Origin of the sequence: Leisingera caerulea DSM 24564, from assembly GCF_000473325.1 — a bacterium.
In the GTDB taxonomy this organism is placed as follows: Bacteria; Pseudomonadota; Alphaproteobacteria; order Rhodobacterales; family Rhodobacteraceae; genus Leisingera; species Leisingera caerulea.
On record NZ_KI421513.1, the window covers coordinates 2,348,133 to 2,374,623 of the forward strand.

The window sequence follows — 26,491 nt, forward strand, 5'->3', positions numbered from 1 at the left end:
CCGCTAGGTGAGGGACACTTAAATGGCGCACGCTAAAAATCACGATTATCACATTCTGCCGCCGTCGATCTGGCCGCTGGCCGCCTCTGTGGGCACTTTCGTCATGCTGGTTGGCGCAGTGTTCTGGATGAAGGGCATCACTGCCTGGGCCTTCTGGATCGGCTTCGTCGCGGTTCTGTACTCCGCCTTTGCCTGGTGGTCCGAAGTGGTGGCCGAAAGCCGCCAGGGCGACCACACCCCCGTCGTGCGCATCGGCCTGCGTTACGGCTTCATCCTGTTTGTGATGTCCGAGGTGATGTTCTTCTTCGCCTGGTTCTGGTCGTTCTTCAAACATGCCATGTACCCGATGGAGACTTACATCGGCACTGAATACGTGGCGCCGGAAATCTACCCGGTCGACCCGTTCCACCTGCCGCTGATCAACACCCTGATCCTGCTGCTGTCGGGCTGTGCCGTGACCTGGGCGCACCACGCGCTGGTTCACAACAACGACCGCAAGGCGCTGATCCAGGGCCTGGCCATCGGTATCGCCTTTGGCGTCGCCTTCACCTTCCTGCAGGGCTACGAATATGCGCACTTGCTGCACGAAGGCTGGAAGTTCGGCGGTGACGAGTTCTACTCGAACTTCTTCATGGCAACCGGTTTCCACGGCTTCCACGTGATCATCGGCACCATCTTCCTGACCGTCTGCCTGATCCGCGCGATGAAGGGCGACTTCACCCCGGAGCAGCACGTCGGCTTCGAGGCCGCTGCCTGGTACTGGCACTTCGTGGACGTTGTCTGGCTGTTCCTGTTCGTGGCTGTCTACATCTGGGGCACCTCCGGGCTGTAAAGCGCGGCCTGTAACGGGCTGTTTGTAACGGTTACATGTTTGCGGTTGATTATCCGCAGTCATGAAGTCACACACAGGGCGCGCAAGGGACACCTTGCGCGCCCTTGGTTTTGAAACGGAGCGGCACAGATGCGGCGTGTCATCTTCCTGTTGATCATCAGCGGCGCGGGCCTGGCCGTGCTGATCGGGCTTGGAACCTGGCAGCTGCAGCGCAAGGCCTGGAAGGAAGGCATCCTCGACACTATCGAGGAACGCATCGCCGGTGATGCCGCCGCTGGTCTGCCCGCGCCGCTGGACCCTGAAACCGACAAATACCGCCCCGTGCGCCTGCAGGGTGTAATCGGCCCGCAGGAACTGCATGTCCTCACCTCGATCAAGGGCGTTGGCCCCGGCTACCGGGTGATCTCTCCGTTTGGCCTGGAGGACGGCCGCCGGGTTCTGATCGACCGCGGCTTTGTCCCGGTCAAGGACAAGCAGGCCGCGCGCCTGACCGGCCCGGCAGTCATCGAAGGCAACATTCACTGGCCGCAGGAAACCGACAGCTACACGCCGGCGCCCGATCTGGCCGGTAACATCTGGTATGCCAGGGACGCGGACCGCATGGCCGACCACCTCGGCACCGAAGCTGTGATGATCGTCCTGCGCGCCAATCCTGAGGGAGAGGCGGCCCTGCGCCCGGTGCCGGTTTCGGCATCCGGCATCCCCAATGACCACTTGCAATATGCGATCACCTGGTTTTCGCTGGCCTTTATCTGGGCGGCGATGACCATCTATTTTCTGCGGCGCAGCCGCCCCAACCCGAAGAGCTGAAGGCGATGAAATATATCTCGACCCGGGGCCAAGCGCCCGAGCTGACCTTTGAAGACGCGATGCTGACGGGCCTGGCCCGCGACGGCGGGCTTTATGTGCCCGCGGAAATTCCGCAGATGTCCCACGACGAGATCGCGGCGCTGGCGGGGCTGTCTTACGAGGAAACCGCCTTTCGCGTCATGCGCCCGTTCCTTGGCGATTGCTTCACCGATGAGGAATTCCGCGCCATCATTGCCCGCGCCTACGAGAGCTTCGGTCACGCTGCCCGCGCACCGCTGAAGCAGCTGGCGCCGAACCATTTCCTGCTGGAGCTGTTCCACGGCCCGACGCTGGCGTTCAAGGACTTCGCGATGCAGCTGATCGGCCAGCTGTTCCAGACCGCGCTGGAGCGCCGGGGCGACCGGGTGACCATCGCAGGCGCCACCTCCGGCGATACCGGCTCGGCGGCGATGGAGGCCTTCCGGGGCCTGAGCAACGTGGATGTCTTCATCCTCTACCCGCATGGCCGCGTCTCTGAGGTGCAGCGCCGCCAGATGACCACGCCGCAGGACGCCAATGTCCATGCGCTGGCCGTCGATGGCGACTTTGATGACTGCCAGGCGCGCGTCAAGGATATGTTCAACGACTTCGATTTCCGCGACAGCGTGAAACTGGCCGGCGTGAACTCGATCAATATCGCCCGGGTGCTGGCGCAGGTGGTCTATTACTTCTCCTCCGCCGTCAGCCTTGGCGCGCCGCAGCGCAAGGTGAGCTTCACTGTGCCCACCGGCAACTTCGGCGACATCTTTGCAGGCTTCATCGCCAAGCAGATGGGCTTGCCGATTGACCAGCTGGTGGTCGCCACCAATCAGAACGACATCCTGCATCGCTGCCTGTCGGGGCAGGGCTACTACAAGGGCGAAACCCAGCCCTCGATCAGCCCTTCGATGGACATTCAGGTGTCTTCGAACTTCGAGCGCGCATTGTTCTATGCCTATGGCCAGGACAGCAAGGCAGTGGCCCTCTTGATGGATGAGCTGAAGAACGGCGGCTTTGATGTCTCCCAAGGCGCGATGCAGGCGCTGGCCGAGAATTATGAGTCCGGACGCACCTCCGAGGAAGAAACCCTCGCTACCATCAAGTCCGAGCTGGCCTCCTCGGGCGAGCTGATCTGCCCGCATGGCGCAGTGGCCGTGAAGGTCGCCAATGAGCACCGCAAGGCAGATGTGCCGATGATCACCCTGGCCACGGCGCACCCGGCGAAATTCCCGGCGGCCGTCGAAGACGCCAGCGGCATTCATCCGCCTCTTCCCCCGCGCATGGCGGACCTGTATGAGAGGCCGGAACGGGTGACCCGGATCGCCAACGATCTGGCTGCCCTCGAGGATCATATCAGAAAGAACATCGCGAATTGACAGTTCAGCAGCACACACTCGCCAACGGGTTCCGCATCGTGTCCGAGCATATGCCGGGACTGGAATCCGCGGCGGTCGGGATCTGGGTCACTGCCGGCGGCCGCCACGAGCGGCTTGAGCAGAACGGCATTGCCCATTTCCTGGAGCACATGGCGTTTAAGGGAACCAAAACCCGTTCGGCCCTGCAGATCGCCGAGGAGATTGAGGATGTCGGCGGCTACATCAACGCCTACACCTCGCGCGAGGTGACGGCCTATTACGCCCGTGTGCTCAAGGACGACGTGCCGCTGGCAGTGGATGTGATCGGGGACATCCTGCTGAACCCGGTTTTTGACACGCGCGAGATCGAGGTCGAGCGCGGGGTGATCCTGCAAGAGATCGGCCAGTCGCTGGACACGCCGGATGATGTGATCTTTGACTGGCTGCAGGAAGAGAGCTACCGCGGCCAGCCTTTGGGCCGCACTATCTTGGGGCCGGAGGAGCGAGTCCGCAGTTTCTCCCGCGCCGATTTGCAGGGGTTTGTCGAGGAACACTACGGTCCTGGCCAGATGATCCTGGCGGCGGCCGGCGGTGTGGACCATGACGCCTTGGTTAAACTCGCTGACCGGCTGTTCGGCCACATGGAGGCCAAGACCAGTCTTACCGCGGAAGGCGCCACCTTCACCGGCGGCGAGGCGCGGCAGATCAAGGATCTTGAGCAGGCGCATTTTGCGCTGGCGCTTGAGGGGCCGGGCTACCGCGACCAGTCGATGTACACTGCGCAGATCTACGCCAGCGCGCTCGGCGGGGGCATGTCCTCGCGGCTGTTTCAGGAAGTGCGCGAAAAACGCGGCCTCTGCTACACCATCTTCTCCCAGGCGGGCTCATATGCCGATACCGGTTCAATGACGGTTTATGCCGGCACGTCCGGGGAGCAGCTGGCAGAGCTTGCGGGCATCACCATAGACGAGATGAAACGCGCTGCGGACGACATGAGCGACGCTGAAGTGGAACGCGCCCGCGCGCAGATGAAGGCAGGAATGCTGATGGGGCTGGAAAGCCCCTCTAACCGGGCGGAGCGGCTGGCGCGGCTGGTGCAGATCTGGGACAAGGTGCCGTCGCTGGAGCGCACTGTCGAACGGATCGACGCGGTGACCACCAAGGATGTGCGGGCGCTGGCCGAGACCATGGCCGTGACGGCCCCGGCGGCGCTGGCGCTTTATGGCCCGGTGGCGGACGCCCCGGCGCTTGAGAGGCTGCAGGAGAGGCGCGCTGCCTGATGCTGCTCAGCCGCCGCAAGGTCCGCATTGAAACCGAGCGCCTGACCCTCAGGCCGCCGGTGCATGCGGATTTTCACGGCTGGGCGGCGTTGAGGCTGCAAAGCCAGCCCTATCTGACACCTTGGGAGCCCAGCTGGGCGGCGGATCACCTCAGCCGCAAGAGCTTTACCAACCGGGTCTACTGGGCGCGCCGCTCGGTGGCCTCGGGCTCAGCCTTGCCGCTGTTCCTGATCCGCCGGTCGGACCAGGTTCTGGTCGGGGCGATCACGCTCGACAACATCCGCCGCGGCCCCGCCCAGGCCGGCACGCTGGGCTATTGGACGGGCCAGCCCTTTGCCCGCAAAGGCTACATGCGCGAGGCGATCGGCGCGGTGGTGCATCACGCGTTCACCAAGCTCGACCTTAGCCGGATCGAGGCCGCCTGCCTGCCGGAAAACCAGGCCTCCCGCGGGCTGCTGGAGAAATCCGGCTTCAAGTACGAAGGCGTTGCCCAGTCTTATCTGCAAATCAACGGCCGCTGGCGCACCCATGTGCTCTACGCCGCCCTGCGCCACGATCGGCGCGGCAAGACCCTGACTGGCCAAGCCTAGGCGCTCCGGCCCCGCAAAAGGCAAAGTCTCCCGCCCGCCGCCAGTGCATTGGCATGCACCGCGCCCGTTGGGCATGGCGCCGCACCTGCGGCGCGGCGCCTTCCGGCCTAGTGGCCAGGCGGGGATGGTTTGCTGGCGGCTGCGCGCGCCGGGCTGAAGGCCCGGCGCCAGGCCCAACCGCAAGGCGGAATTTCCAATTCGGCCGGAGCGGACGGGAGTGCCCCGGCAGGTTTTTCGAGCTTGGGGGCTGACAGCGGCGGATTGCGCCCTAGAACCTGCTTCATGCGCGCGCTCTGCTGTCTCCTTTGGCTGATCCTCTGTGCCAGTGCCCTCCACGCTCAGGAGCGGCGGCCCAGCCACTGCATCGCGCTGGCGCAGGAAACACCCGGCCTGAATTATCTGCACAAAGCCAGCTGGCAGGACCCGGTTGCAGCGGACAGCGTGCTGATCCGCTATATAGCCCACGCCTCCTTTCTGCTGCGCACCGAAGGCGGGCTGAACGTGGTCACCGATTTTACCGGCTTCACCGGGGCTGCGCCGCTGATCCCTGATGTGGTCACTATGAACCACGCCCATGAAACCCATTGGACCGCGCATCCCGACCCCGCGATCCCGCATGTGCTGCAGGGCTGGGGGCCGTTCGGAGCAGGCATCGACCACCATCTGGACCTTGGCGAGATGCTGATCCGCAATGTCTCCACCGACATCCGCAACATGTTCGGCGGGGTGGAGGAGCGGGGCAACTCGATCTTTGTGTTCGAGGCCGCGGGGCTGTGCATCGGTCACTTGGGCCATCTGCACCATGTGCCGACGCCGCAACAATACGCTGCGCTGGGACGGCTGGACGTGGTGATGGCAGCAGTGGACGGCGGCATCACCCTGCCGCTTGATCAGATGCTGGAGGTGCTGGGGCGGCTGCGCTCCTCCGTGATCATCCCGATGCACTGGTTCAGCGACTACTCGCTGGACCGCTTTCTGTCTCAGGTAGGCCCGGAATTCGATGTGGTCGATGACGGCAGCAGCACGCTCACCATCTCGCTGCGCAGCCTGCCCAGCCGCCCGACCATCCATGTTCTGCGGCCCAGGTACCTGGTCGAGGATGAGTGAGCTGCCTTGCCAGCCGCAGGGCCTTGCGGCATGGATAGGGCATGACGCTGACCCCCGCCAATCCCGCCTTTGCCGCCCGTCTCTCTGCCTTGCTGCCCGAAGGCGTGCTGCGCCAGCCTGAGCCGCGCCACCTGGAGGAGCCGCGCGGGCGCTATCAGGGGCAGGCGGGGCTGCTGGCGCTGCCGCAAACTGTGGAACAGGTCTCAACACTGCTGCGCGAGGCCAATGCTGCCCGGGTGCCGGTTGTGCCCTACGGCGGCGGCACCGGTCTGGTCGGCGGCCAGGTGATGCCGGACGGCCCGGCGCCGCTGCTTTTGTCACTGGAGCGGATGACGGCGATCCGTGCGGTCCACCGCCAGGAGAACGTGATCATCGCGGAGGCAGGCGCGATCCTGGCGGATGTGCAGGCCGCAGCGCAGGTGGCAGACCGGCTGTTCCCGCTGTCGCTGGCGGCGGAAGGCTCGGCCCGGATTGGCGGCAACCTCTCGACCAACGCCGGAGGGGTCAACGTGCTGCGCTACGGCAACGCCCGCGACCTGTGCCTGGGGCTGGAAGCGGTGCTGCCATCCGGAGAGGTCTGGCACGGGCTGTCGCGGCTCAGGAAAGACAACACCGGTTACGACCTCAAAAACCTCCTGATCGGCGCGGAAGGAACGCTGGGTGTGATTACTGCTGCGGCCCTGAAACTGTCGCCTGTTCCGGCGGGGCAGGGAACGGCCCTCTTCACCGTGAAAGACCCTGAGGCGGCCATCGCGCTGCTGGCCCTGGCCCGGGATCAGGCCGGAGAGGCCGTCAGCGCCTTTGAGCTGATCCACCGGCAGGGGCTGGAGTTCCTGGCCGAGACCCAGCCGCAAGTGCGCCAGCCGTTTGCCCCGGCGCCGGAGTGGTCGGTGCTGATCGAACTTGGCCTGCCGCGCGGGCTGGACCCCGAAACCGCCTTGGCAGAGCTGTTCGCGGCGGCTGAACAGGCCGGTCTTGCTGAGGATGGCGTCATTGCCCAATCCGAGGCGCAGCGGCAGGCGCTGTGGTCGCTGCGCGAGCATATCCCGGTTGCCAACAAGGCGATCGGCGCAATTTCCAGCCATGACATCTCGGTGCCGATCTCAGAAATCCCGGCGTTCATCAAGCGCGGTCATGAAGCTGTGGCGGCCCTAGGCGCCTTCCGCATCAACTGTTTCGGCCACCTGGGCGACGGCAACCTGCACTACAACGTGTTCCCGCCCAAAGGCCGCAAGCGGGAGGACTACGATCACATGCGCGGTGCGGTGAAGGAAGCCGTGCACGACCTGGTTCACACCTTTGGCGGCTCCTTCAGCGCAGAGCACGGGGTGGGAAGGATGAAGACCGGCGACCTTGAGCGGTACGGCGATCCGGTCAAGCTGGCGGCCATGCGGGCGATCAAGCAGGCGCTGGACCCGAACGGGATCATGAACCCGGGCGCGGTGCTGAGAGCCGTCTGATTTCTCTGAAACAGGAAGGGCTCCCGCACCCGCCCGGCTGCGCCGGACCGCCTGACGGCTTTGTGCCCGGCGCCGCGCAGATGCGCGGCGCGCCTTTCAGGTGCCGATGCGGGGCACCTGAAAGGCCACGCCCAACCGGCAAAGCCATTTTAGCAGAAAATGGCGCATGGCGGGCGGGAGAGCCGCGCCGTCAGCGATTAATACACTGGGCCGTTTGACAGGACCGGCTCAGAGCCCTTCGAACTCGCAAAGGACGTGCACATCCATGCCCATGCTCTCCAGCAGTTTGCGGCCGCCCAGTTCCGGCAGGTCGACGATGAAGGAGCAGGACACGATTTCGCCGCCCAGACGCTGGATCAGCTTGATGCCCGCACCCGCGGTGCCGCCAGTGGCCAGCAGGTCATCCACAACCAGGATCTTCTCGCCCGGCTTGATCGCATCGTCGTGGATCTCGACAATCGCCTCGCCGTATTCCAGCTTGTACTCCTGGCTGATGGTGGTGCCGGGCAGCTTGCCCTTCTTGCGGATCGGCACAAAGCCGACGCTTAGCTGATGCGCGATTGCCCCGCCCAAGATGAAGCCGCGCGCCTCTAGCCCCACCACCTTGTCGATCTGCTCGCCTGCATAGGGATGCAGCATCTGGTCGATAGCCATGCGGAAGCCGCGCGGGTCGGCAAACAAGGTGGTCACATCGCGGAACATGATCCCTTCGTGCGGGAAGTCGACGATGGTGCGGATGTAATCCTTGACGGCGGTCTTCTTGGGCATCGGCTTGGCTCCCCTTGGCGCATCGGTTCCGGCGGCCCGGCACTGCCGCCGGGCACAGGGGGTTTGGCCGAAGCCGCGCCGTCATGCAAGGGGGAACCGGCCGCCGCGCCGGTGACGTCACTTGGCGTGCCGGATTTTCCGCCGCGAGAGGTAGCTGCGGTAGAGACTTTCCGGAAGCCAGGCCAGATGCGCGCGGCGCCAGTCACGGCGGCGCAGGACAAGAAGACTTTGGGCGGCGTTGATGTTCATGGTTGATCTGCCTCGACTGTTTAACATTACACTGGTTTCGTGCAGCTTCAGGCGGGTGCGCCGGTATGTTAATTGTATATACAAAAGGGCCGCAAATCAACGTTGCGGCACAGGGGAGAGCAGCAAGTGGCCAAGAAGGACAAGAAAGCCGGCAAGAAAGACAGCCAGCTCATCCTGCGCCTGAGCAAGGAGGACCGGGACGCCTTTGTCGAACTGTGCAAGGAACTGGATACGTCAGCGGCCCGGGAAATCCGCCACTTCATCCGCAAGTTCTTGAAGGACCACGGCAAGCGCTAGGCGCGCAACCGGCCAGCAATTAGCAGGACTGCACCGTTGCCGCAGCCGGGCTGGCGAAGCGGCAGACTGCCAGCGGGTCTTAGCGCGGGAAACTGGTGCTCCAGCGCATCAGCGCCTCCAGCGGCCCGCGTTTCGCAATGAGGTTCCAGATCCAAGCCGCCAGCATGGACAGGGCACAGAAACCCAGCGAGTAGCCGAAGATCTGCTCAGCGGTCACAGAGCCGTCAAGCTGCCCCATGGCCTCCAGGGTGCCCATGCCGAGCAGGATGTGCGCTGCATAGAGGCTCAGTGCCTGCCGGCCCGGGGCGGCCAGCCATTCGGCAAGGCCCGCCTTGTCCAGCGCCGGGGTTATGGCGAGCGTTAGTCCGATGACCGCCAGCGCGCTGCCGGAGGCTGCGATGATATAAAACGGTCCGGGTGGAATGGCGCTGGTGCCCAGAAGCTCCACCAGTTCCGGGTCCTGCACCAGAAACCTAGGCAAGGCCCCCAGCATCGCTGCTGCTGCACCCCAAAGCACCAGGCGCGCTTGCACGCTCCGGCTGGCGAGATCCAAACGCCCTATCCACATACCTAGAAACAGGAAGGCCGCCCAGGGAAACACCGGGTGCCAGCCATTGAAGAAGGAATGGCGCAGGAAGCCTTCCGGCGTCCAGAACTCCGCGTAAGCCAGCGTTTCCCAATTCCAATGCGCCTCGTAGTCCAATACCAGAAGGCCGATCAGGCCGATCAGCACCGTGCCCGCGGCGGCCAGCAGCAGGACCCGGCCGGAGGCTGTCAGGAACGGAAGCGCCACCACAAAGTAAAGCGCGTAGAAATGCAGGATGTCGGCTTCGAAGACGGTCAGGTTCAAGAGCCCGATCAGGAACAGGAACACAGCGCGGCGGAACAGGGTTGCGCGGTCCGGTTTGCCCAGCGACAGGCCAACTCCCGCGAGGACAACGAACAGCGCCGCGGCCCGGCCCTCCAGCGCATTGGTGAACAGCGAGACGGTATCTGTGCCGGGGGGCACTTGCGCCGCGATCCGGAAGTTGACCAGCACCATGCCGCAGAAGGCGAGGAAACGGGCGATGTCCAATCCGTGAAGGCGCATGAAAAGGTCCTGAAATCCTGAAGCAAATCCTGCTGACCGATAAAGGAACCCGATCGGCAAAAGAAAAGGGGCGGCACCCGTTGGTCCGCCCCGAAAATTAAACTGTGTTGCTGCCGGGGATCAGCCCAGTACCCGGCCCGCGACCGCGTCGAGCTTGGCCAGCAGCGCCGGATCCCGCCGCTCCGGCGCGGTCATGATAGCGTACTCCAGCGCCTTGTCGCAGCCGTGCGGGCAGTCCGCGCGCTGCTGGCCCAGCAGGTCAGGCAGGCGGCGCACCAGCTCGCGGGCGTTGGCGGAGTTGCCCTGCAAAGTCGCAATAATATCAGTAATTTCCACCGCGCCATGCTCCGGGTGCCAGCTGTCGTAATCGGTGACCATGGCGATGGAGGCGTAACACAGCTCCGCCTCGCGGGCGAGCTTGGCCTCGGGCATGTTGGTCATGCCGATCACGTCGCAGCCCCATTGCTCGCGGTACATCTTGCTTTCCGCCACAGAGGAGAACTGCGGCCCTTCCATGCACAGGTAGGTGCCGCCGCGGTGGATCTTGATGCCCGCATCCCGGCCCGCGGCCTCTGCCGCGTCCGAGAGCCGCTCGCAGGTCGGGTGCGCAACGCTCACGTGGGCGACGCAGCCGGTGCCGAAGAAGCTCTTTTCGCGCGCAAACGTCCGGTCAATGAACTGATCCACAACAACAAAATCGCCCGGCGCCATTTCCTCGCGGAAGGAGCCGCAGGCGGAAACGGAGAACACGTCGGTCACACCCAGCCGCTTCAGCGCGTCGATGTTGGCGCGGTAGGGGACCTCGGTCGGGGAATGCACATGGCCGCGGCCGTGGCGGGGCAGGAAGGCCATCTTCACGCCGCCCAAGGTCCCGGTCAGAATGTGATCTGACGGCGCCCCCCAAGGCGTTTCCACCGAGACCCACTCGGCGCCTTCCAGCCCGTCGATCTCGTAAATGCCCGAGCCGCCGATCACGGCGATCATGGTTTCGCGGGGTTCTGATGCGGTCACGTGCTGCCCTCCTGATGCTGTTGTTTGGGTTATGCGCAAGTGGGGAGAGCATTGGCAAGCCCAAGCTGCGAAATGAGGGGGTGTCCTGCGTGCACCCCCTGTGCACCCCCTGTACACCGGGAGAGTGCCGCAGGTGTGGGAGCCTCCGGCGGGAGTACTTGGGGAAAGATGAAGCCGGGCATCATGTCAATCGGCCCGCAATTTTGGCTCTGAAGCAGATTTGGTGCAGCCCAACCTGCTAAGCGCTATATATTGGCAGGTTTTGGAGGAGGTTGCCGATGGCGTCACAGTTTTCACGGCGGGATTTCCTGCCAGCAGGTCTCAAGGCCGACCAGGTTGAGCTTGTTGGGAACACGGTCCGGATCCACTCGCGTTCCGCCAAAGCCACGGCGGCGTGCCCGCGCTGCGGCACGGCTTCACGCCATGTTCACAGCAGGTACCGCCGACGGCCTGCCGATCTTCCTGCGCATGGCCGGAAGGTGGAACTGGTCCTGCTGGTTCGCCGCTTTCGCTGCCGTGCTCTGCATTGCCCAGCCAAGATATTTGCCGAGCGGTTTCCGGCGGACGTGACCCGGCCACATGCGCGGCGCACCTCCCGTCTGCAAGGACTGGTCCGGCACCTCGGCCTGGCACTCGGCGGGCGTCCGGCACAGGCGCTCGCCGCACGGCTCCTGCTGCCGGTCAGCAAGGATACTTTCCTCCGCAGCATCCGGGACACGGCTGAGGCCTCAAACAGTGATCTCCGCGTTATAGGTATCGACGATTGGGCTTGGCGAAAGGGGCAGCGATACGGCACTTTGATCTGCGATCTGGAGCGGCGCCGGGTCATTGATCTCCTTCCGGACCGGGAACCGGCCACGGTCGAGGCCTGGCTGCGGGCCCGTCCAGGGATTGAGGTCGTCGCCCGCGACCGCAACGGAGGCTATGGAGGTGCCGTCTCTCGGGCCTTGCCAAAAGCGGTTCAGGTTGCCGACCGCTGGCACCTGTTAGAAAACGTGAGCACAGCTTTCCTGGCCGCTGTGCAGCGTAACATGCCTGCCATCCGCAAAGCGATCGGAGCAAAGACACTGGACCCAAAGCTGCTGACAGCCGCTGAAAAGCTGCAATACGAAGGCTATCTGCGCCGCCAGCAAACCAACCGGATGGTTCGCCAGATGGCTGATGATGGCGTACCGATCCGGCGGATCGTTCGCCAGACAGGGCTCAGCCGCCAGCTCGTCCGCCAGATTTTGCGCGGGGAACGCGAGGATGTTTTCCGCATCCGTGAGAGCAGTCTGACTCCTTGGCTGCCGCGGCTGGAGCGGGAATGGGCGGGCGGCTGCCGGAACGGCGCCGAAATCTGGCGCCGGCTGCGGGCCGATGGTTTCCAGGGCAGCCTCCGCGTCGTCGGGGAATGGGCCACGCGCCAGCGCCGTGCCGGGCGGGCCGCGCCATCGGGAGCAGAAAAATCGCCGCCCGCGCGCAAGATTGCCCGCCTCCTGACCCTGGGCCGGGATCATCTGTGCAAGGCGGATGCCATCCAGGTCGCAAGGATCGAAGCTTCGCTGCCTGCTCTCGCCACAGCCCGAAGGCTGACCGACCGGTTTACGGACATGGTACGCAATGCTCGCGAAGGCGCGCTGGAAGGATGGCTGAATGAAGCGGAAGACGGGCTGCTCGGTGCCTTTGCCCGCGGGCTGCGGCGAGATCAGGCAGCGGTCGCCGCGGCGCTTCGGGAACCATGGTCGAACGGGCAGACTGAAGGGCAGATTAACCGCCTCAAAACGCTCAAACGCCAGATGTATGGAAGGGCGAACATCGACCTGCTCAAAGCGCGGCTCGTTCAAGCGCTCTGATCTGAGGGAGGCCGAAGTTGCACCAAAACTGAGTCAGAGCCATTTTTGGATGCCGATCACCCCTCAACGGGGCCAAAATTGCATGCTGGTTCACAGCCAGCAGGCCACCCGCCACGAGGCTGGCGAGTGCCGGGTTGTTGAACCGGCTGCAATGCCGCCCATCTCCGGGGGCTATTTCACAAGGCTGCGGGCTATGGCGGCGGCCCGGAAGTTGGCAAAGGCTGCGTCAAACCCATCGAGCGGCCAGGTGAGGTCCTGCGACTGCCCGTGCCGGTCGCGGAAGGTGAAGCGGAACGCGCCACCGTCTAGCATCCGCGCAATCAGCTCATCTGCGCCTGCGCCGGTGAAGCTGCAGCTCAGGCCGGTGAGGCAGCCGGGGTGCAGGCTGCGCCAGGTGACCTCTCCCTCCTGTTCGATACGGAAGCCCGCGGGGCTGAACAGGGTTCCGGGCTCGATCCCGAATTCCACTTTCCAGCCGTCCGCATCAGGGGTGAGGAACAGGAACTGGCCGGCGAACCTGGGGCGTGGTGAGAACACATCCACCCAGCGTATGTAACAGCGCTGCATAAGCGTGCCGGTTTCCTCGCGCTCGTCGCAGACGGAGGTCCAGATGCCGAAGCTCTCATAGTGTTTGACCCGCCAGTCGCTGGCGGTGTCGTTTCCGGTCCGGTCCTGCGCAAAGGCGGGTGCGGCGGCGAAGGCAAGGCAGGCAAGCAGGATCCGCATCTCCATTCCCCCAAGGAACTTACTGCGGTTGAACCTGTGTATGGGGGGCCATTGGCGCAATTCACGTTCGCGCGATGCATGACCCCTTGGCGCCGCACCCTTGCCCCATTGGCGTATTTCCGCTAGGGGCGGGCAGCGAACACTCCTCCTCCCGAGCACAGGTACACCCAATGAGACGCGCAGCGATGGCTTTGCTGGCCAAGCAGATATCCCCGCCCAACCTTTCCATTATGCAGGACGAGGGCTTTACCGTGGCCCGCGTGCGCACCGAATTGCTGTCCGGCCTTACCGTGGCGCTGGCGCTGGTGCCGGAGGCGGTGGCCTTTGCATTCGTCGCGGGCGTGCATCCGCTGGTCGGGCTGTATGCGGCCTTTATGGTGGGGCTGATCACCGCGGTGTTCGGCGGCCGGCCCGGGATGATCTCTGGTGCGACCGGTGCGCTGGCGGTGGTGATGGTGGCGCTGGTGGCGGATCATGGGGTGGAATACCTGTTTGCCACTGTGGTGCTGATGGGGATCCTGCAGATCATCGCGGGTGTCATGCATTGGGGTAAGTTCATCCGCCTGGTGCCGCATCCGGTGATGCTGGGGTTCGTGAACGGCCTCGCCATCGTGATCTTCCTGGCGCAGCTGACCCAGTTCAAGGATCCGGCCTCCGGCGGGGCGGAGTGGCTGCAGGGCGGTTCGATGCTCTTGATGCTGGGGCTGGTGGCGCTGACCATGGTGATCATCTGGGGCATGCCCAAGATCACCAACATCATCCCGGCGCCGCTGGCGGGGATCGGCATCGTGGCGGTGCTGGTGATCGCCATGGGGCTGGATGTGCCGCGGGTGGGTGACATGGCCTCGATCGAGGGCGGGCTGCCGGCCTTCCACATCCCGATGGTGCCGCTGAACTGGGAAACCTTTGAGATCATCCTGCCCTATGCCGTGATCCTGGCGGCCATCGGCCTGATCGAGAGCCTTTTGACCCTGAACCTGGTGGGCGAGATCACCGGCAAGCGCGGCGGTGCCAGCCAGGAGTGCATTGCGCAAGGTGCCTCGAACGTGGTGACCGGCTTCTTTGGCGGCATGGGCGGCTGTGCGATGATCGGCCAGTCGATGATCAACGTGAAATCGGGCGGGCGGACGCGGATTGCGGGCATTGCCGCGGCGCTGTTCCTGCTGGCCTTCATCGTCGTGGCCTCGCCGCTGATCGAGCAGATCCCGCTGGCCGCTCTTGTGGGGGTGATGTTCATGGTGGTGATCGGCACCTTCGCCTGGAACAGCCTCAAGATCATGACAAAGGTGCCGCCGATGGATGCCTTTGTGATCGTGCTGGTGACCGTGGTGACGGTGATGACCGACCTGGCGATTGCGGTGGTTGTGGGCGTGATCGTTTCGGCGCTGGCCTATGCCTGGAACAACGCGCGCCGCATTCACGCCTATACCCGCGAGTCGGCGACCGACAAGGGCGCCAAGGTTTATGAGATCGAGGGGCCGCTGTTCTTTGGCTCCACCGACGGGTTCATTGAGCTGTTTGACGTGGCGGGCGACCCGGACCGTGTGATTGTCGACTTTGCCCGCAGCCGGGTGGTGGACCAGTCGGCGTTGCAGGCGATCGAGGCGATTGCCGGCAAGTATGAGGCCGAGGACAAGAAACTGGTGCTGCGCCACCTGAGCCGCGATTGCCATCAGCTGCTGACAAAGGCGGGCCACCTGATGGTCGACAGCGATGACGACCCGGAGTACGAGATCGCGGTGGATTACTCGGTCAAGACCGGGATCCTGGGCGGTCACTGACGCCGGACAGATTGAAAGAGAAACCCGCGGTTCCGGTGAGCCGCGGGTTTTCGTTTGGATAGGGGGCTTCTGGCTCGCCAAACCAGCAGGGGCTTAGTCGGGGGCGAGGGTTTCCAGCATGTCGAGGTCGCCCGACAAGAGCGCGGGTTCGGCGCGGGTGATCAGCTCAGCCGGCCAGTCCCACCATTTGAGCGCGAGCAGCCGGGCAATCTGCGGCTTGGAGAAGCGGAAGCTTTGCACCGTGCCGGGGTTGCCGGTGACGATGGCGTAGGACGGCACCGTGCCGCGCACCACCGCACCTGCGCCGATGATGGCGCCATCGCCGATGCGGGCGCCCGGCAGGACCAGAGCGCCGTAGCCGATCCAGACGTCGTTGCCCACGACAGTGTCGCGGGTGTCGGGCTGGAAACCGGCCATCTGGCCGGGGTCGAACACCGGGAACGGGTAGCAGCTGAGGCCTTCCTGGGCATGGTTGGCCGAGGCGGTGATGAAGCGCGCACCGTGGGCGATCTGGCAGAAGCGGCCGATCACCAGACGCTCGCGGGCGCCGGGGAACAGGTAAGGCGCCAGATGCTGCGCCCAGTTCTCCGGCGGATCGAAATCGGAGGCATAGCTGTAAACGCCGGCCTGGATGTTGGGGTGGTCCAGCACCCGGCTCAGCATCACGGTGCCTGCATGCGGCGTGCCGTCCGGCAGGATGATCGGATTGCGTTTGCGGGGATCAGGCAGCGGCATTGCGGGCCTCAATCGTCGGGACGGGTGAGCGGGAACAGGTCGCGCACCACCGAATAGTCGCGGTAGCCGAGGCGGGCCAGCGGCTGGAAGGTGGTGACGTCGAAGGCGCCGTCCTTGAGGTGCTCGTCGCGCATGTGCACGCCGGTCACCTCGCCGAACACCACCTTGTTGGCCTCGCCCGGCAGGGTCACGATTTTGGTGAGCCGGCACTCCAGCGCCGCGGGGGCTTCGGCGACGCGGGCGCAGGCGATGGTTTCGCACTCCACGGCGGTCAGGCCCGCATGGGCGAACTCGTCCTCGTCCTTGTGCAGCGCGCCGGAGCTGGCGTTCATCGCGTCGCGCAGCGCATAGGAGACCACGTTGACGCAAAAGACGCCGGTGGCCTCAATATTGGCGACGCTGTCCTTGGTGCCGTCCTGGTCCGGCTTGGCGCTGGTGGAGGCAAACATCACCTGCGGCGGCGTATAGGCGACTGCGTTGAAGAAGGAATACGGCGCCAGGTTATTCACCCCGTCGGCGGAGCGGGAGGAGATCCAGCCGATGGGGCGCGGCGTGACAATGGCGTTGAACGGGTTGTGGGGCAGGCCGTGGCCGTCCTCGGGGCGGTAGAACATTCTGGCTTCCTGTTCTGTGGCTTAGGTGTTTGCCCAAGCCTTACGCCCGTGTTAGGCCAAATGCCAGCCTGCAGGGGATATTGGCGGAGGCAGGGCAGCGTGATCGAATTGCAAGCGGAACAGGCGGACGACCGGTGGGAGGTCGAGGCGCTTTACGATCTGTGCTTTGCGCCGGGCCGTGAGGCGCTGTCCTCATACCGGCTGCGCAACGGGGTGCCGCCGGTGGCGGGCCTGAGCCAGGTGGCGCGCGACAGCGACGGGATCCTGGCTGCTGCAATCCGGTTCTGGCCGGTGCTGATCGGTGATGCCCCGGCGCTGCTTCTGGGGCCGGTCGCGGTGCATCCGACGCGCCAGGGCGAGGGACTGGGCGGGTCTTTGATTCGCGACAGCCTGGCCAAGGCAGAGGAAAGCGGCTGGGCCAGGGTGATGCTGGTGGGCGATGCGCCCTATTACCGGCGCTTTGGCTTCACCCGGCTGGAGGGGGTGGAAATGCCGCCCCCCACCAACCCCGACCGGGTGCTGGGGCTGGCGCTGCAGGACGCGGCCTGGGACGGCATCCGGGGCCAGGTAACCCGCTGGCAGGGTTGAAATCGCCCCTGGTTCCGCCGATGTCTTACACAGATACAGGAGGCGGATGTGGCGGACATTCTGAGCAACGCGCGGGAGATAACCCCGCAAGAGGTCGAGGCAGAGCTGGACGCGCTGGCAGAACGTTACCACGCGGCTGGCGGGTTCGGCGTCGAGCTGCTGAACCGGCTGGGCGGCAGCGGCGAGAGCCTGCTGGAGCGGCTGCCCGCCCCGGTGCGTGCCGGGCTGACCGGCGCCACGGAAACCGCGCTGCAGCTGGCGATGAAGGGCGCCACCCGGTCGCGACGGCTGGTGCCCGACCAGAAACCCGGTGTCGACCGAATGGTGAGCGCCGCCATGGGCGCGGCAGGCGGAGCGGCGGGCCTGCCGGGCGCGCTGGTGGAGCTTCCTGCAACCACCGCCTTTCTGCTGCGGACCATCCAAAGCGCCGCTGCCGCCGAAGGCTTTGATCCCGAGGCCGAGAGCGTGACCTTCGACTGCATTCAGGTGTTTGCCGCAGCAGGCCCGCTGGCGGAGGATGACGGGGCCGATTTGGGCTTTGTCTCATTGCGGCTGGGCTTGCCCGGCGGGGTGCACAAGCTGATTGCCCAGGTGGCGCCCAAGCTGGGCGCGGTGCTGGGGCAGAAGCTGGCGGCGCAGGCGGTGCCGGTTGCCGGTGCGGTCGCGGGCGCGGCGGTAAATTATGTCTTCTCTGGCTATTACCGGGAGATGGCGCATGTGCATTTCGGCCTGCGGCGGCTGGCGGTGGAGGCCGGAACGCCGCAGGAGGAGCTGGCGGCGCGGCTGCGGCAGCGGCTGCAACGCCCAGGTGCGGCGGATTAAGCGCATCAAGCACTTGCACTTGCTGGAAAGGCAGATTTAATCGCCTCTTCCTGTTATGAGGGAAAGCATGATTCAATACAGCCTTAAATGCGCAGAAGGCCACAGCTTTGACAGCTGGTTTCAGTCTGCGGCGGCTTTTGACAAGCTGGCGGCGGCGGGCATGGTGTCCTGTGCGGTGTGCGGCGGCACCAAGGTGGAAAAGGCGATCATGGCGCCGCGGGTGCGCCCGGGGCGCAAGGCGGTGTCCGCTGTTGGCGAGTCCGAGCCGCAGGCTGCCGTGCCCTCCGCCCCGGGCGCGTCTTCTGCACCGGTGCCAGCCCGGGCGCCCGCAGCGGCGCAGGCCGGGCCTGGCTTGCTGACCCGCCCGTCAGGCGAGGTCGAAAAGGCAATTGCGGAGCTGCGCCGGAAGGTCGAGGAAAACTCCGATTACGTCGGTGACAGTTTTGTCCGGGAGGCGCGGGCGATGCATCTGGGCGAGGCGCCGGAGCGGGCCATCCACGGCGAGGCCAAACTGGAAGACGCGCGGGAACTGATCGAGGAAGGCGTGCCGGTGATGCCGCTGCCGTTCCGTCCCGGGGGCAAATCGAATTGAGGGACAGGGCAGCATGCATGCAGTTGTGACGGGAACCAGCCGCGGAATCGGCAAGGAACTGGTGAAGCAGCTGCGGGAGGCTGGCTATGAGGTGACCGGCACCTCGCGGGATCATTCCTCGGGGGTGAAGCTGGATGTCTCCGATCCCGGCCAGCAAGCGCGATTTGCCGCCCAGATCCGGAACCGGCCGGTGGACCTGCTGGTGTGCAATGCCGGGGTTTATATCGACAAGGCGATGGGGCTGGAGGATTACTCGGCCGAAGTCTGGGCCAAGACGCTGGCGGCCAATGTGACCGGTGTGTTCCTGACGGTGCAGGCGATGCTGCCCAACCTGCGGCTGGCGGAGGAGCCGAAGATTGCCATCCTGTCATCGCAGATGGCGAGCCAGGCGCGGGCGCCGGGCGGCAGCTATGCCTACCGCGCCTCCAAGGCGGCGGCGCTCAACATCGGCCGCAACCTGGCCACCGATCTGCAGCCCGAGGGGATTGCCGTCGGTATCTATCACCCGGGCTGGGTGCGCACGGACATGGGCGGCGATGAAGGCGATATCACGGTAGCGGAGTCGGTCGCCGGGCTGATCAACGAGTTCGAGGTGTTGTCGCTGGAAACAACCGGCTGCTTCCACACCTGGGACGGGCGTATCCATCCCTACTGACACCCGCACCGGCCCTGTGCCTGACAGGCAGCGGCGGGCTCCCGCGCCCGCAGGTGCCATCAGCGGGGCTGATGCCCCCTTGGCGGCCTTGGGCCCGGCGCCGCACGGAGGTGCGGTGCCATGCCCAACGGGCTGAGGGCCTGGCAAGGCCTGAAGCCGGGCGGGAGCTGTTCCGTGCGCCGCAAGCGCAAAATCCTCAATCAGGCGCGGCACCGGCCGCAAAAAAGCCGGCGCGATGCGCGCGCCGGCTGATGTGTTCTGAACTTCAGCACCCGTATCCGGGCCGGTCGATTACTCCCAGCAGCTGACCAGAACGGTCATACCGGAGGCGAGCCGGGCGATTGCCGCGCTGGGCAGGCTGCCGGCGGCGGGAGACTTGCTCGCTGCGGTCATCCCGGCAGCGTTCAGCGCGCCGCGGAGGGCTTCGGCATTGACCGCAAAGCTGACGCCTTCCGGCAGTTGCTTGCCATCGGGCTGCCGCGGCAGCAGCATGCCGTGCACCGCGCCAGTGCTGTCAATCACCGGGCCGCCGACATCGCCGGGCTGGGCCGCCAGATCGAGGCGCGCCACTTCGGTGTTGCCATCGAGGCTTTTGACATCGGCGATCTTGCCCCAGGTGAGGCTCGGTGCGCCCAGCACACCCTCGTAGGAGAAGCCGGATACCGCCACCTCCGACTGCAGCCGCGGGGAGGAGGTGCTGAGTTCAGCCACCGCGGCGGGCGCCAGCGGCTCTGCCGGGCGCAGGATGGCGATGCCGCCGGCCGCGTCATTGGCCGCAACCTCCGCCTGATAGCCGTGATCCAGGGTGATCCGGGTGCAACCCACCACCACGTCCGAGGTGGTCAGCACGCTGCCGTTGCCGTCCACAAAGAAACCCGAGCGCGACAGTTTCGGTTTGCGGATCTCCAGGCCGGAGACCAGGTCGATGTCCTGCACCACGTCGCCGCCTGCTGCCGGGTCCAGCACGCTGCCGAGGCGGGTGAAGCTGGCCTGCATCGCCGCCAGAACCCGGGTGCGGCGGTCTTCGTCACCGGTGGGCCAGATCAGCGTGAAGCCCTTCACTTCACCGTTCTTCAGGCTGGCCTGGGTGAAGGAGACGATCCGGTCGTTGCGGCCTTCAATGGTGAAGCTGTCGCTGCCGCGCTGGCGCGGGCCATCCAGCGGCACGATTTCCAGCGTCTGCAGGATGTCGTAGAGGCCGAACAGGGTGCGTTTGTCGCCGGGCTGGCTGATCAATAGCACCTGCGCGCCCAGGTCGCCTTTGCTGGTGTAATGGGCAAAGGGCGATTCATAGCGGTCGAACGCCACCTCGTCTGCGGGCATCTGCAGGGCGATACCGGCCTTGGCATCCTCTACCCGCGCCATGCCGACGGAAATCAGCGGCGCGTTGTATTCGTCCAGCAGCACCTGGCGCTGGGCAGTGGTCAGCACGCCGGTCGGCTCAAAGCCGCGCGCTGCCTGCCAGTCGCGCATAGAAGCGCGGGTGCCGCGCCCGAAGGCGCCGTCGATACCGGAGTTGTAGAAGCCTGCCGCCTTCAGCGCCACCTGCAGCTCCATCCGCTGTTCGCGGCTCAGGGCGCGCTCGCTGCGCCGGGCCTCTGCGGGGCTTTCATCGGGCAGGGTGGACTGCAGGGCGGCCTGCTGCTGCGGTTCCGGCTCTGCCTGAGCGGGGGCGGCAGGCGCGGGCGCTGCTTCCGGTTCCGCCGGCGGGGTGGCATCTGCCGCCACCGGGTAGAACTGGCTGCGCAGGTTGCGGCGGAACGCGATGAAGCTGTCGCGCGGGATCTGGCCCTCGGCGCGGTAAACCTGGAGCACCCGTTCGGCGTCGTCGCGGGCGTAGGGGCCCAGAACCACGCCGTACCAGCCGCCGCCAAGCGCATAGCCCGAGACATCGGGCAGGCGTGCGGCATAGGTGCGGGCCTCGCTTTCGGCTTCACGCAGGGAGGGGCGGGCGGCAATCTGGATCCAGACCGCATCCCGGCTGCTTTGCGCCGAAACCGGCGCAGCGAACGCAATGGCCAGCGCAATCAGCGGCAGCGCCAGAGCGGCAAACAGTTTTTTCATGTGTGGGCCTCGTATCCCGGAAGTACGCTTATTCTTTGCCGCGGAGGTTAAGCATTTTGCAGCGGCAAAGGGAACTCCTCATCGCAGGGGGAATTCCCGGCCCGTTGCCGCATTCCCGCACTTTTGCAGCCGATGAAGCGTAAACTGTGGCCAGACGGGGCAACGCAAGCGGCCAGAGGGCGTTGACCCTGCCCATAGCCTTGCATATGACCCTGGCAATGGCCCTTTAAAAGGCTCTTTCAAGTGCCCTGGCCGGGGTCCTTGAGAGATCAATCACCGCAATTGCAGCCCGAGTAGGGATGACAGATGACCCAGACCAACGGCGCGCCGCGCTCCTTCCAAGAGATTATCCTGAGGCTTCAGAATTACTGGGCCGCCAAGGGCTGCGCGGTGATGCAGCCCTATGACATGGAAGTCGGCGCCGGAACCTTCCACCCGGCGACCACGTTGCGCTCGCTGGGATCCAAGGCCTGGGCCGCGGCTTATGTGCAGCCCTCGCGCCGCCCGACCGACGGGCGCTATGGCGAAAACCCGAACCGGCTGCAGCATTACTACCAGTATCAGGTGCTGATCAAGCCGAGCCCGCCGGACCTGCAGGAGCTGTACCTGGGTTCGCTGGAGGCGATCGGCATCGACATGGCGCTGCATGACATCCGTTTTGTCGAAGATGACTGGGAGAGCCCGACGCTGGGCGCCTGGGGGCTGGGCTGGGAAGTCTGGTGCGACGGCATGGAAGTCAGCCAGTTCACCTATTTCCAGCAGGTCGGAGGCCATGATTGCCACCCGGTGTCCGGCGAACTGACCTATGGCCTGGAGCGTTTGGCGATGTATGTGCTGGGTGTCGATCACGTGATGGACATGCCCTTCAACGATCCGGACGCGATGATCCCGCTGACCTATGGCGATGTGTTCAAGCAGACCGAGGAAGAATACGCCCGCTGGAATTTCGACGTGGCCAGCACCGAAGTGCTGCTGCGCCATTTCGAGGAGGCCGAGGCCGAATGCGCCGCGATCCTGTCGCAGGAGCATATCGACCCCAAGACCGGCAAGCGCATCATCATGGCGCATCCGGCCTATGATCAGTGCATCAAGGCCTCGCACATCTTTAACCTGCTGGACGCCCGCGGGGTGATCTCGGTCACGGAACGACAGGCTTACATCGGCCGCGTCCGGGCGCTGGCCAAGCAATGCGCCGACGCCTTCGTGCTGACAGAGGCCGGCGGGCATACGGCTGAGACCGCGGCCTGAGCAGGGGACTGATACGTCATGGGGAAACTCCTTGCGCTGATCCTGATCGTCTTCGCGCTCGCCGCCGGGGGGGCGATGTATTACCTGCAGGTCTATGGCTTCTATGATGAGGTCGCGCTGCAGCCGGGACGCGACGTGGTGCTGGTGCCGCTGGATGGCGGCGAGGGGCAACCGATTGCCTATGCGGATTTCGAGGCGATTGACGCCGGCAGCTCCCCCATCCGTTACCGGGCCTGTTTCAACACCAAGATGACGCCGGACGAGCTGGCCCAGGTCTTTACCCTGTCGGACAAGATTGAGCCGCGCAATGCGCCGGAGTGGTTTGACTGCTTCGATGCGGCGGCCATCGGCGCCAAGCTGGCCGATGGTTCGGCCAAGTCCTTCCTTTCGGTCAAGAACATTTCCTATGGCGTCGACCGGATTGTCGCCGTCACCGATGCGGGCCGCGGCTATGCCTGGCATGAGCTGAACGACTGCGGCCAGAAAGCCTATGACGGCACCGTTGTGGGCGAGGAGTGCCCGCCCCGGCCAGAGAACTGACAGGGGTTCCTGTGGGTGAAACCTATCAGATACCCGGCTTTCTCACGCTTACGCTGGGATTTGCCATCTATCTGCTGGGGGCGGAGATCAACGCGCGCGTTGATGTGCTGCGGCGCTTCAACATTCCCGAACCGGTGACGGGCGGGTTGCTGGGGTCGCTGGCGGTTCTGGGCCTTTACCTGATGTTCAGCCTCGAGCTGTCCTTTGACCTGGCGCCGCGCGACTTTCTGCTGGTTTTGTTTTTCGCCTGCATCGGCCTCAATGCGCGGCTTTCGGACCTGATCGCAGGCGGGCGGCCGCTGCTGCTGTTGCTTGTCCTGACACTGGTGACCATCGTTGCCCAGAATGTGATCGGTGCCGCCGGGGCGGTGCTGTTCGGCTACCCGTTGCAGACAGGGGTCCTGTTTGGCTCTGCGGCGCTGATCGGCGGACATGGCACCGCCATTGCCTGGGCTCCGGAAGTTGCGCATGCCGCCGGGATTGAGGGGGCAACCGAGCTTGGCGTGGCGGTTGCTACCCTGGGACTGGTTCTGGCCGCCCTGGTCGGCGGCCCGGTTGCGCGTCTGCTGGTCGAGGGCCGCAGCCTTGCCCCCGCCCGCCCTGACGAGCAGCACACGGTCGGGCTGCCCGAGGAGGGCGCGCCGGCAGTCTCCCGGATTGACCATCTGACCGTGATGCGGGTTCTGCTGTATCTGAACCTGGCCATCATCTCGGGCTTTTTTCTGCACGGGGCGATTGCCGCTGCCGGATTGAAGCTGCCGCTGTTCGTGCCGTGCCTGATCATGGGCATCGTGATTGCGAACCTGCGCAGCGCCTTGGCGCCAGCTGCGGCACCGGTCTCGCGCACGCCCTCGCTGGCGCTGGTGTCGGAGTTTGCCTTGGGCACGTTCCTGGCAATGTCCCTGATGAGCCTGCAGCTCTGGACGATTGCCGAAATGGGGGCTGTGATTGCCGTGATCATGGCCCTCCAGGCCTTGCTGACGGTGGCATTCGTGATCTGGGTTCTGTTCCCGGTCATGGGAAGCAACTACCGCGCCGCGGTGCTGGCTGCCGGCTTTGGCGGCTTCGCGCTGGGGGCCACCCCGACCGCCATCGCAAATATGACCGCTGTCACGAAACGGTATGGGCCGTCGCCTATTGCCTTCGTCGTGCTCCCCCTTGTATCCGCCTTCTTTGTTGATATCGCCAATGCGATCGTCATCCAGGCGATTGTGAACTTCTGAGGACATCCAGATGCCCGACCTGCTCATTGAACTCTTTTCCGAGGAAATCCCGGCCCGCATGCAGACGCGTGCCGCCGAGGATCTGAAGAAGCGCGTGACCGATGGCCTGGTCGAGGCGGGTCTCACCTATGCCGGGGCCGCGGCGCTGTCGACGCCGCGCCGCCTGACCCTGGCGGTGGACGGCTTGCTGGCGGAAAGCCCGACCGTCCGGGAAGAGCGCAAAGGCCCCAAGGTCGGCGCGCCGGACAAGGCCATCGAGGGCTTCCTGCGCGGTGCGGGCCTGACCCGCGACCAGCTGGAAGAGCGCGAAACCCCCAAAGGCGCGGTCTATTTCGCGCTGATCGAAAAACCGGGCCGCCCGGCGGCGGAGATTATTGCCGAAGTGCTGGAAGACACCATCCGCAACTTCCCCTGGCCGAAATCCATGCGCTGGGGCGCAGGCGCCTTGCGCTGGGTGCGGCCGCTGTATTCGATCCTGTGCATCCTGTCGGATGAAAACGGCGCCTCCGTGGTCGATCTGAATATCGACGGCATCAAGGCGGGCAACACCACCCGCGGCCACCGTTTCATGGCGCCGGATGAGATCACCGTCAGCGGCTTTGACGACTACGCCGCCAAGCTGAAGCGCGCGCATGTGGTTCTGGACGCCCGCGAACGGGCCGAGGCGATCTGGCAGGAGGCCACCAATCAGGCCTTTGCCAGCGGCTTGGACGTGGTTGAGGACAAGGGCCTGCTGGCGGAGGTCGCAGGCCTGGTCGAATGGCCGGTGGTGCTGATGGGCGCGATTGACGAAGAGTTCCTGGAACTGCCGCCGGAGGTGCTGCAAACCTCGATGAAGGAGCATCAGAAGTTCTTCTCGGTGAAGAACCCCAAGACGGGCCGGATCGAGAGGTTCATCACCGTCGCCAATCGCGAGACCGCGGATAACGGCGCCACCATTCTGGCGGGCAATCAAAAGGTCCTGTCGGCGCGTCTGGCCGATGCCAAGTTCTTCTGGGAGAACGATCTGCGCACGGCCAAGTCCGAGGCGGGCATGAGCGCCTGGGTAGATAACCTCGGGAACGTGACCTTCCACAACAAGCTGGGCACCCAGGCCGCGCGCATCGACCGGATTGCCGCGCTGGCCCGCGAGATCGCGCCGGTTGTTGGTGCTGATGCCGGTCTGGCAGAGCAGGCAGCGCGCGTGGCGAAGGCCGACCTGTCGTCGGAAATGGTCTATGAATTCCCGGAACTGCAGGGCCTGATGGGCCGCTACTACGCCGAGGCCGCGGGCCTGCCGCAGGAAGTCGCCAACGCCTGCGAGCAGCATTATTCGCCGCTGGGGCCGTCCGATGATGTGCCGTCGGAGCCGGTCTCGGTCGCGGTGGCGCTGGCTGACAAGCTGGACACGCTGACCGGCTTCTGGGCCATCGACGAAAAGCCCACCGGATCGAAAGACCCCTTTGCCCTGCGCCGCGCCGCGCTGGGCGTGATCCGGCTGGTGCTGGAGAATGATTTGCGCGTGGGGGTCCGGAAAGTGTTCTGGACGCACCTTGAACGCACTCCGGCACCTGTGGCGGGAGACTACGAGGAAACTTCTGACGATCTCCTCTCCTTCTTCCACGACCGCCTCAAGGTGTTCCTGCGTGATCAGGGCATCCGCCATGACGTGATCGACGCCTGCATCGCGATGGGGGGCAACGACGACCTGACCCTCTTGGTGAAACGCGCGCGCGCCTTGGAGGACTTCCTGAAGACCGAGAATGGCGAGAACCTGCTGCAGGGTTTCAAGCGCGCCAACAACATCCTGTCCCAGGCGGAGGAAAAAGACGGCGTGGAATACTCGTTCGGCGCCGACCGCAAGTTTGCCGAGGACGAAACCGAAAAGGCGCTGTTCGATGCGCTGGAGGCAGGCGGGGCGGCGATCTCTCCGGCCATCGAGGCCGAAGATTTCGCGGCGGCCATGCGGGGCATGGCCGCCCTGCGCGCGCCGGTCGATGCGTTCTTTGAAGCGGTGCAGGTGAACGCGGAGAACGAGGTGCTGCGCCGCAACCGCCTCAACCTCCTGAGCCAGATCCGCCAGGTCTGCGGCCAGGTGGCCGACCTCACCAAGGTCGAGGGCTGAGAGGGCGCGGCCGCGCTTTCATCTTTCCAAAAAATACTCGCCCCGCAGGGACCGGCCTTTCCGCAAGGGAAGGCCGGTTTTTCATTTCTGAACCGCT

The 26,491-nt window shown here is 65.1% G+C and carries 27 protein-coding genes; 19 read left to right on the top strand and 8 right to left on the bottom strand.

All coding sequences use genetic code 11. The features are described 5' to 3' along the window. Positions 1–22 precede the first annotated feature (22 nt). From CAER_RS0118540 to CAER_RS0118570, 7 genes are all read left to right on the top strand, one after another. A complete protein-coding gene (locus tag CAER_RS0118540) occupies positions 23–832 on the top strand; it encodes a cytochrome c oxidase subunit 3 (protein ID WP_027236768.1) in 810 nt (269 codons plus the stop codon). A gap of 129 nt (positions 833–961) precedes the next feature. Beyond that, positions 962–1,642, top strand: coding sequence for an SURF1 family protein (locus CAER_RS0118545; protein WP_027236769.1), 681 nt, complete (start codon positions 962–964; stop codon positions 1,640–1,642). Positions 1,643–1,647: 5 nt separating this feature from the next. Continuing rightward, positions 1,648–3,036 (top strand): threonine synthase, encoded by a 1,389-nt coding sequence (gene thrC / locus CAER_RS0118550; RefSeq protein ID WP_027236770.1) that lies wholly within the window; start codon positions 1,648–1,650, stop codon positions 3,034–3,036. Beyond that, on the top strand, positions 3,033–4,295 hold the full coding sequence (locus CAER_RS0118555; protein ID WP_027236771.1) for a M16 family metallopeptidase: 1,263 nt from the start codon (positions 3,033–3,035) through the stop codon (positions 4,293–4,295). The genes thrC and CAER_RS0118555 overlap by 4 nt, the downstream gene beginning before the upstream one ends. Beyond that, entirely contained in the window at positions 4,295–4,885 is a 591-nt protein-coding gene (locus tag CAER_RS0118560; RefSeq protein ID WP_027236772.1) for a GNAT family N-acetyltransferase, read from the top strand. Before CAER_RS0118555 ends, CAER_RS0118560 begins: the two co-directional genes overlap by 1 nt. Before the next feature lie 282 nt (positions 4,886–5,167). Then, positions 5,168–5,992, top strand: coding sequence for an MBL fold metallo-hydrolase (locus CAER_RS0118565; RefSeq protein WP_036797430.1), 825 nt, complete (start codon positions 5,168–5,170; stop codon positions 5,990–5,992). Positions 5,993–6,033: 41 nt separating this feature from the next. Next, positions 6,034–7,452, top strand: a complete 1,419-nt coding sequence (locus CAER_RS0118570; RefSeq protein WP_027236774.1) for an FAD-binding oxidoreductase — start codon at positions 6,034–6,036, stop codon at positions 7,450–7,452. 228 nt (positions 7,453–7,680) lie between these two features. Here the strand turns inward: CAER_RS0118570 and CAER_RS0118575 are convergent, their stop codons facing one another. Both CAER_RS0118575 and CAER_RS30650 read right to left on the bottom strand, forming a co-directional pair. Continuing rightward, entirely contained in the window at positions 7,681–8,220 is a 540-nt protein-coding gene (locus CAER_RS0118575; protein ID WP_027236775.1) for an adenine phosphoribosyltransferase, read from the bottom strand. A 117-nt stretch (positions 8,221–8,337) separates the two neighbouring features. After that, positions 8,338–8,469, bottom strand: a complete 132-nt coding sequence (locus tag CAER_RS30650) for a hypothetical protein (RefSeq protein WP_259967077.1) — start codon at positions 8,467–8,469, stop codon at positions 8,338–8,340. Positions 8,470–8,595: 126 nt separating this feature from the next. Between CAER_RS30650 and CAER_RS30210 the strand changes: the two genes are divergently transcribed. Further along, positions 8,596–8,766, top strand: coding sequence for a hypothetical protein (locus CAER_RS30210; RefSeq protein ID WP_167332328.1), 171 nt, complete (start codon positions 8,596–8,598; stop codon positions 8,764–8,766). A gap of 79 nt (positions 8,767–8,845) precedes the next feature. Here CAER_RS30210 and CAER_RS0118590 read toward each other — a convergent pair whose 3' ends face one another. Then, the gene (locus CAER_RS0118590; protein WP_027236776.1) at positions 8,846–9,856 is read right to left on the bottom strand and encodes a DUF418 domain-containing protein; all 1,011 of its coding nucleotides are present in this window, start codon (positions 9,854–9,856) and stop codon (positions 8,846–8,848) included. 120 nt (positions 9,857–9,976) lie between these two features. Beyond that, positions 9,977–10,840 carry an S-methyl-5'-thioadenosine phosphorylase gene (locus CAER_RS0118595; protein ID WP_036797432.1) on the bottom strand — a complete coding sequence of 288 codons (864 nt, stop codon included), beginning with the start codon at positions 10,838–10,840 and terminating at the stop codon, positions 9,977–9,979. A 305-nt stretch (positions 10,841–11,145) separates the two neighbouring features. Between CAER_RS0118595 and CAER_RS0118600 the strand changes: the two genes are divergently transcribed. Further along, on the top strand, positions 11,146–12,702 hold the full coding sequence (locus CAER_RS0118600; RefSeq protein ID WP_027233537.1) for an ISL3 family transposase: 1,557 nt from the start codon (positions 11,146–11,148) through the stop codon (positions 12,700–12,702). A 171-nt stretch (positions 12,703–12,873) separates the two neighbouring features. On the opposite strand, the gene CAER_RS0118605 is transcribed toward CAER_RS0118600, so the two are convergent. Beyond that, positions 12,874–13,428 carry an invasion associated locus B family protein gene (locus CAER_RS0118605; RefSeq protein ID WP_027236778.1) on the bottom strand — a complete coding sequence of 185 codons (555 nt, stop codon included), beginning with the start codon at positions 13,426–13,428 and terminating at the stop codon, positions 12,874–12,876. 170 nt (positions 13,429–13,598) lie between these two features. Between CAER_RS0118605 and CAER_RS0118610 the strand changes: the two genes are divergently transcribed. Continuing rightward, positions 13,599–15,209: a SulP family inorganic anion transporter gene (locus tag CAER_RS0118610; protein WP_027236779.1), complete on the top strand. Its 1,611-nt coding sequence runs from the start codon at positions 13,599–13,601 to the stop codon at positions 15,207–15,209. Positions 15,210–15,302: 93 nt separating this feature from the next. On the opposite strand, the gene CAER_RS0118615 is transcribed toward CAER_RS0118610, so the two are convergent. After that, complete coding sequence (locus tag CAER_RS0118615; RefSeq protein WP_027236780.1) at positions 15,303–15,944, bottom strand: CatB-related O-acetyltransferase; 642 nt, start codon at positions 15,942–15,944, stop codon at positions 15,303–15,305. Positions 15,945–15,952: 8 nt separating this feature from the next. Then, positions 15,953–16,558 carry a flavin reductase family protein gene (locus CAER_RS0118620; RefSeq protein WP_027236781.1) on the bottom strand — a complete coding sequence of 202 codons (606 nt, stop codon included), beginning with the start codon at positions 16,556–16,558 and terminating at the stop codon, positions 15,953–15,955. Positions 16,559–16,657: 99 nt separating this feature from the next. Between CAER_RS0118620 and CAER_RS0118625 the strand changes: the two genes are divergently transcribed. From CAER_RS0118625 to CAER_RS30655, 5 genes are all read left to right on the top strand, one after another. Then, complete coding sequence (locus tag CAER_RS0118625; protein WP_027236782.1) at positions 16,658–17,146, top strand: GNAT family N-acetyltransferase; 489 nt, start codon at positions 16,658–16,660, stop codon at positions 17,144–17,146. 48 nt (positions 17,147–17,194) lie between these two features. After that, entirely contained in the window at positions 17,195–17,968 is a 774-nt protein-coding gene (locus CAER_RS0118630) for an EcsC family protein (protein WP_027236783.1), read from the top strand. 67 nt (positions 17,969–18,035) lie between these two features. Continuing rightward, positions 18,036–18,560: a DUF1178 family protein gene (locus CAER_RS0118635; protein WP_027236784.1), complete on the top strand. Its 525-nt coding sequence runs from the start codon at positions 18,036–18,038 to the stop codon at positions 18,558–18,560. Positions 18,561–18,573: 13 nt separating this feature from the next. Continuing rightward, on the top strand, positions 18,574–19,215 hold the full coding sequence (locus tag CAER_RS0118640; RefSeq protein WP_027236785.1) for an SDR family oxidoreductase: 642 nt from the start codon (positions 18,574–18,576) through the stop codon (positions 19,213–19,215). Positions 19,216–19,335: 120 nt separating this feature from the next. After that, positions 19,336–19,467, top strand: a complete 132-nt coding sequence (locus CAER_RS30655; RefSeq protein WP_281172284.1) for a hypothetical protein — start codon at positions 19,336–19,338, stop codon at positions 19,465–19,467. A 39-nt stretch (positions 19,468–19,506) separates the two neighbouring features. Here the strand turns inward: CAER_RS30655 and CAER_RS0118650 are convergent, their stop codons facing one another. After that, positions 19,507–21,279, bottom strand: coding sequence for a trypsin-like peptidase domain-containing protein (locus CAER_RS0118650; RefSeq protein WP_027236786.1), 1,773 nt, complete (start codon positions 21,277–21,279; stop codon positions 19,507–19,509). A gap of 306 nt (positions 21,280–21,585) precedes the next feature. Here CAER_RS0118650 and CAER_RS0118655 point away from each other — a divergent pair, with 306 nt between their 5' ends. Genes CAER_RS0118655 through glyS form a run of 4 tightly spaced genes read left to right on the top strand, consistent with a single transcriptional unit; the run spans position 21,586 to position 26,394 of the window. Next, the gene (locus tag CAER_RS0118655; RefSeq protein ID WP_027236787.1) at positions 21,586–22,527 is read left to right on the top strand and encodes a glycine--tRNA ligase subunit alpha; all 942 of its coding nucleotides are present in this window, start codon (positions 21,586–21,588) and stop codon (positions 22,525–22,527) included. 18 nt (positions 22,528–22,545) lie between these two features. Continuing rightward, positions 22,546–23,067, top strand: coding sequence for a DUF6446 family protein (locus CAER_RS0118660; protein ID WP_027236788.1), 522 nt, complete (start codon positions 22,546–22,548; stop codon positions 23,065–23,067). An 11-nt stretch (positions 23,068–23,078) separates the two neighbouring features. Next, a complete protein-coding gene (gene gltS / locus CAER_RS0118665) occupies positions 23,079–24,290 on the top strand; it encodes a sodium/glutamate symporter (protein ID WP_027236789.1) in 1,212 nt (403 codons plus the stop codon). Positions 24,291–24,300: 10 nt separating this feature from the next. Further along, positions 24,301–26,394 carry a glycine--tRNA ligase subunit beta gene (gene glyS, locus CAER_RS0118670; RefSeq protein ID WP_027236790.1) on the top strand — a complete coding sequence of 698 codons (2,094 nt, stop codon included), beginning with the start codon at positions 24,301–24,303 and terminating at the stop codon, positions 26,392–26,394. The last annotated feature ends 97 nt before the right edge of the window (positions 26,395–26,491 follow it).

Bases quoted from the DNA above. Each gene is read 5' to 3' on its own strand.
- glyS (WP_027236790.1), top strand. From the start codon at position 24,301: ATGCCCGACCTGCTCATTGAACTCTTTTCCGAGGAAATCCCGGCCCGC.
- CAER_RS0118635 (WP_027236784.1), top strand. From the start codon at position 18,036: ATGATTCAATACAGCCTTAAATGCGCAGAAGGCCACAGCTTTGACAGC.
- CAER_RS0118575 (WP_027236775.1), bottom strand. From the start codon at position 8,220: ATGCCCAAGAAGACCGCCGTCAAGGATTACATCCGCACCATCGTCGAC.
- CAER_RS0118545 (WP_027236769.1), top strand. From the start codon at position 962: ATGCGGCGTGTCATCTTCCTGTTGATCATCAGCGGCGCGGGCCTGGCC.
- CAER_RS0118570 (WP_027236774.1), top strand. From the start codon at position 6,034: ATGACGCTGACCCCCGCCAATCCCGCCTTTGCCGCCCGTCTCTCTGCC.
- CAER_RS0118590 (WP_027236776.1), bottom strand. From the start codon at position 9,856: ATGCGCCTTCACGGATTGGACATCGCCCGTTTCCTCGCCTTCTGCGGC.
- CAER_RS0118595 (WP_036797432.1), bottom strand. From the start codon at position 10,840: ATGATCGCCGTGATCGGCGGCTCGGGCATTTACGAGATCGACGGGCTG.
- CAER_RS0118640 (WP_027236785.1), top strand. From the start codon at position 18,574: ATGCATGCAGTTGTGACGGGAACCAGCCGCGGAATCGGCAAGGAACTG.
- thrC (WP_027236770.1), top strand. From the start codon at position 1,648: ATGAAATATATCTCGACCCGGGGCCAAGCGCCCGAGCTGACCTTTGAA.
- CAER_RS30655 (WP_281172284.1), top strand. From the start codon at position 19,336: ATGCCCAACGGGCTGAGGGCCTGGCAAGGCCTGAAGCCGGGCGGGAGC.
- CAER_RS0118655 (WP_027236787.1), top strand. From the start codon at position 21,586: ATGACCCAGACCAACGGCGCGCCGCGCTCCTTCCAAGAGATTATCCTG.
- CAER_RS0118620 (WP_027236781.1), bottom strand. From the start codon at position 16,558: ATGTTCTACCGCCCCGAGGACGGCCACGGCCTGCCCCACAACCCGTTC.
- CAER_RS0118660 (WP_027236788.1), top strand. From the start codon at position 22,546: ATGGGGAAACTCCTTGCGCTGATCCTGATCGTCTTCGCGCTCGCCGCC.
- CAER_RS30650 (WP_259967077.1), bottom strand. From the start codon at position 8,469: ATGAACATCAACGCCGCCCAAAGTCTTCTTGTCCTGCGCCGCCGTGAC.
- CAER_RS0118610 (WP_027236779.1), top strand. From the start codon at position 13,599: ATGAGACGCGCAGCGATGGCTTTGCTGGCCAAGCAGATATCCCCGCCC.
- CAER_RS0118565 (WP_036797430.1), top strand. From the start codon at position 5,168: ATGCGCGCGCTCTGCTGTCTCCTTTGGCTGATCCTCTGTGCCAGTGCC.
- CAER_RS0118615 (WP_027236780.1), bottom strand. From the start codon at position 15,944: ATGCCGCTGCCTGATCCCCGCAAACGCAATCCGATCATCCTGCCGGAC.
- CAER_RS0118560 (WP_027236772.1), top strand. From the start codon at position 4,295: ATGCTGCTCAGCCGCCGCAAGGTCCGCATTGAAACCGAGCGCCTGACC.
- CAER_RS0118600 (WP_027233537.1), top strand. From the start codon at position 11,146: ATGGCGTCACAGTTTTCACGGCGGGATTTCCTGCCAGCAGGTCTCAAG.
- CAER_RS0118540 (WP_027236768.1), top strand. From the start codon at position 23: ATGGCGCACGCTAAAAATCACGATTATCACATTCTGCCGCCGTCGATC.
- CAER_RS0118650 (WP_027236786.1), bottom strand. From the start codon at position 21,279: ATGAAAAAACTGTTTGCCGCTCTGGCGCTGCCGCTGATTGCGCTGGCC.
- CAER_RS0118605 (WP_027236778.1), bottom strand. From the start codon at position 13,428: ATGCGGATCCTGCTTGCCTGCCTTGCCTTCGCCGCCGCACCCGCCTTT.